At 66.4% G+C, this 2,712-nt stretch carries 2 protein-coding genes; both read left to right on the forward strand.

Annotated elements, in window-relative coordinates:
• The coding region (locus VGC18_RS15345; RefSeq protein WP_331098972.1) for a S9 family peptidase at positions 1–1,180 on the forward strand (1,180 nt) is incomplete at its 5' end.
• Complete coding sequence (locus VGC18_RS15350) at positions 1,177–2,133, forward strand: heme-degrading domain-containing protein (protein WP_331098974.1); 957 nt, start codon at positions 1,177–1,179, stop codon at positions 2,131–2,133. The genes VGC18_RS15345 and VGC18_RS15350, both read left to right, overlap by 4 nt.
• Positions 2,134–2,712 lie beyond the last annotated feature (579 nt).

The following is a 2,712-nucleotide window of genomic DNA, read 5'->3' on the forward strand; positions in this document are numbered from 1 at the left end:
CGAGCTGTTCTTCGTCGCCACCGACCTCGGCGAGACCGGAACCGATTTCGTCGGCAGGAGCGACCAGCTCTACGTGATCGAGCGGTCCGGCGCATCCTCGCGTCGGCTCACCGCGGTCGAGACGGTCGATCTGGGGGAGACGACCGGGCTGACCGTCACCGACGGCGGGGTCCTCGTGCAGAACCGGACCAGGGGACGCATCGAGCTGCTGAGGGTGGCGGCGGACGGCGCGACGACCACCGTCGTCTCCGGTGACCTCGCGGTGACGGGACACGACGCCGTCGCCGGCACCGTCGTGGTGAGCTTCACCGGCCCAGGGACGATGGGCGAGCTCGGCACGATCGTCGACGGGCGCCTGATAACCCTCACCGATTTCTCCTCGTCATTGCGGGAGGCCGGTTTCGTCGAACCGGTCGAGACCACCGTCCAGGCGAGGGACGGATACCCGGTTCACGGCTGGGTCCTCACCCCGCGGGGGGAGGGTCCGCATCCGGTGCTGCTGAACATCCACGGTGGGCCGTTCGCCCAGTACGGGGTCTCCTTCTTCGATGAGGCGCAGGTCTACGTCGATGCCGGCTACGCCGTCGTCATGTGCAACCCGCGCGGCGCCGCCGGCTACGGAGAGGCCCACGGGCGCGCGATCCAAAAGCGCCTCGGCACCGTCGACTACACGGATGTGCTGGACTTCCTCGAGGGAGCGTTGGCCGCCAACGACTCCTTCGACGCCGGGCGCCTCGGCATCATGGGCGGCTCCTACGGCGGATACCTCACGGCGTGGACCATCGGCCATGATCATCGCTTCGCCGGAGCCATCGTCGAGCGAGGCTATCTCGACCCCGAGTACTTCATCGGGACCTCCGACATCGGCAGCTACTTCAGCGAGGAATACGCGGGAACCGACCCGGAGCAGATGCGGGCGCAGAGCCCGCAGGCGGTGGTCGACCAGGTGAGAACGCCCACTCTCGTGCTGCACTCCGCCGACGACCTGCGCTGCCCGCTTGGTCAGGGGGAGCGCTACTACGCCGCACTCAAACGGGGCGGCGTCCCCGCGGAGATGCTGATCTTCCCCGGCGAGAACCACGAGCTGAGCCGCGGCGGGCGGCCCCGTCACCGGCTCCAGCGGTTCGAGGCCGTGCTCGACTGGTGGGACCGCTACCTTCCGGTGACGCCGCGCGCATGAAGGACCGCCACCGGCTGACCTCGCGCATCCTGGTCTTCGACCACCAGGATCGAGTGCTGCTGTTCCTCACCAAGGGCTCTGTCCCCGACCAACCGACCAGGTGGATCACGCCGGGCGGGGGAGTGGAGCCGGGGGAGACCCACGCGGAGGGCGCCCGTCGTGAGCTCTTCGAGGAGACCGGCCTCGACCTCGACAACCTGGGGGATCCGGTCTGGAGCCTCGATTTTGTCGTCGACTATCGCGGAGGCGATCACGACACCGGCCACGCCGAGTACTACGTCACCAGGACCACGACGTTCGTTCCCTCCGACGCGAACTGGACCCCCGAGGAACACGTCGACGTGCTCGAGCACCGCTGGTGGTCGCTCGACGAACTCGCGACGACGACGGAGCCGTACGACCCACCGCAACTGGTTGACCTGGTTCGGAGTCAGTTGTCGTTCGACAGAGCAGACCACAAGGAAGGCATCCCCATGTCCGAAGACGTCGACACCCTCATCGCCCAGATCGAAGAGCAGGAAAGGCGCCTGGTCTTCACGAGGTTCAGCCTCACCGATGCCTGGGAGCTCGGCAGCCTGCTGGTCGGCATCGCCACGGAACGCTCGCTGGCGGTCACGATCGACATCACCAGGGGGGAACAGCAGCTGTTCCACGCCGCGTTGCCGGGTACCGCGGCGGACAACGACCAGTGGGTGCTCCGCAAGGCGCGCACCGTCCGGCGCTTCGGGAACAGCTCCTTCCTCGTTGGCCTGCGCCACCGCGCGACGGGGACGCCCTTCGAGGAGCGCTCCTGGAACGACACCATGCTGTACGCCGCCCACGGTGGATCGTTCCCGATCACCATCAGGGATTCCGGCCCGATCGGCACCGTGACGGTGTCGGGCCTTCCCCAGGCGGACGACCATGCGCTCGTCGTCGAGGCACTCGAGCGGTTCCTGGGGCCGCAGGCCTAGCGCGGCGCGATCCCGGGCTGGCGCATATTATGTCAAGTAATGTGTCCCGGCCCTGCTCGCTTGACCTCGCGGCGGGAGATCGTGTTCCGCGGACACACAGACAACCCCCGCCGCCTGGCGATCTTGGCGCCGCGGCCACTCGTTTCTCCCGCCACCGGGAACGGGCACACAACAACTTTGCCGCCGTGTTGCCCGCCAGCGTCCGCAGAGCTCGCCGTGGCCGCGTTTTTCAGGCGACACAAGCGTGACCGTCCGGCCGGCGGATGCCCGGTCCACAGAGTCTGACGTGAACGCTGATAATGTACATTATGTCAAGTAATAGATCATCTATGAACGAATATGCTTTTAGGCGGAATCCAGGTATCCGCCGTCATCCACGAGGCCTTTGACACCCAGCAACCATCCCCTGGTCCCGCTACACCGACAAAAACCCTGACTACGCCAGACCGTCACCTAGAGGCTGAACTTTCGGGCAGCCGTATTGGGCAGCATCTCTGAGACGACTTCGGCGTCCACACCATCCGAGCCCTTCCACCAACTCACAGGATAGCTTCTGTCAACAAAATGTCGAGGGGGCTG

Origin of the sequence: Lacisediminihabitans sp., assembly GCF_036404185.1 — a bacterium.
GTDB lineage: Bacteria > Actinomycetota > Actinomycetes > Actinomycetales > Microbacteriaceae > Lacisediminihabitans.

Bases quoted from the DNA above. Each gene is read 5' to 3' on its own strand.
- VGC18_RS15350 (WP_331098974.1), top strand. From the start codon at position 1,177: ATGAAGGACCGCCACCGGCTGACCTCGCGCATCCTGGTCTTCGACCAC.